The organism is Kribbella albertanoniae (assembly GCF_004348455.1).
Taxonomy (GTDB): domain Bacteria; phylum Actinomycetota; class Actinomycetes; order Propionibacteriales; family Kribbellaceae; genus Kribbella; species Kribbella albertanoniae.
In genome coordinates this window covers 1-1,537 of sequence record NZ_SMKA01000516.1, presented here as the reverse complement: position 1 = coordinate 1,537, position 1,537 = coordinate 1, and the positions used below count along the sequence as shown (strand labels likewise).

General features: G+C 69.0%; 2 protein-coding genes. Both read left to right on the top strand.

The window, feature by feature from the left end; all coding sequences use genetic code 11:
* Nucleotides 1-923 (top strand): hypothetical protein (locus E1261_RS44725; RefSeq protein ID WP_238176861.1); only part of this gene is annotated, 923 nt, incomplete at its 5' end.
* Nucleotides 924-984: 61 nt separating this feature from the next.
* On the top strand, nucleotides 985-1,537 hold a 553-nt coding region (locus E1261_RS44720; RefSeq protein WP_132416444.1), incomplete at its 3' end, for an alpha/beta fold hydrolase.

Here is a 1,537-nt window from a genome sequence, read left to right as displayed (position 1 = left end):
CTACTGGGGCGGGGCTGATGAGGCAGGTTGCGGTAATTGGGGCGCTGCTGTGCGTGTTGGTGGGGTGTGCAGCGCCATTGGTCGACGGTGGATCGGAGCCGACACCGGTCGGTGGGACGGCGGCTGCTACGCCTTCGGGACCACAGGGTCCGCTGGCACAGGCGGCGTACCAGGGTGAGCTGACGAAGGCCGAGAAGTCGCTCGCGGTGAGTTTGCGGGCGCTGGCCGGGGCGCAGACGGCCGAGGGGTTGGGCCAGGCGATGGGTGACGTGTCGAAGGCGCTGAACACCGCCTCGGGACGGCTGGCCGCGTTGACGGTCGAGGGGCGACTGGCCGCCGTACACCAGTTGTTGCAGGACCGGATCGGGGTGGCGGCGTACAGGCTGTCCGATCCGGAGCAGGCCGAGCTCGATGCGCGCTGCGGCGGCGGGCCGTACACCTCGCAGAAGGTCCAGCGGCAGTTGCGCGCCGATCTCGCTCCGGCGCTGGTGGCACTGACGAAGCTCAAGCTGGCCTTCGGGCGGACGCTGCCGGACCCGGGAGCGGCTCCGAAGGTGGTGCGGCCGGAGAACGGCGAGACCGTCGTACGGCGTGGGGAGGCCGGGATCGGGCGGTTGTCGATCACCAACGGTACGGCGAACGATGTCGTGATCTCGGTCGTCACAGACGGGAAGCCACCACGGGAACCGCACGTGATGACGTACATCCGGGCCGGGAAGTCGGCCGCGATCACCCGGATCGGCGGGGCGTACCACCTGTACTACAAGAGTGGGGCGGACTGGAGTTCCGCGCGGCGGCAGTTCTCGACCGGGTGCTCGTTCCTGAAGTTCGACCAGGCGTTCGGGCCGGACAAGTCATGGAAGATCAACCTGCGCCCGACAGTCACCGGGAACGCGTCAACCAGTGAGGTCGAGGCCTACTAGCATTATGTGACATCAAGCATGTCACGATGACAGAACGCCGTACCGGGGTCACGATGAGGTCATGAGTGCAACCGCGAGCGTCACCGTGGCCGGGGTCCCTGGGGTTGAAGTCGCCTACTGCCGCAAGGGATCGGGCGAACCGCTGGTGCTGCTGCACGGCATCGGCCACCACCGGCAGGCCTTCGACCCGGTCCTCGACCAGCTGGCCGAACACCACGACGTGATCGCGCTCGACTTCCCCGGGTTCGGCGAATCCCCCGACGTACCGCTGGGTGTTCCGGACGAGCTCGACAGCCTCGCCTACACGGTCGACGCCCTCTGCAAGGCCCTCGACCTCGACCACCCGCACGTGGCCGGCAACTCCCTCGGCGGTCTGGTCTCACTCCGCCTCGGCCAACTCGGCCTGGTCCGCTCGGTCACCGCACTCTCCCCGGCCGGCTTCTGGTCACCCCGCGAGAACCGCTGGGCCATCGGCCTACTCACCAACCTCCGCCGCGTAGCCCGCCGTACGCCGGAAGCAACCGTCCAGCGCCTCTCCCGCACCCCGGCCGGCCGCCGCGTCCTCACCGGCACCATCTACCACCGCCCCGCCCTCCGCGCCCCCGAAGCAGTAG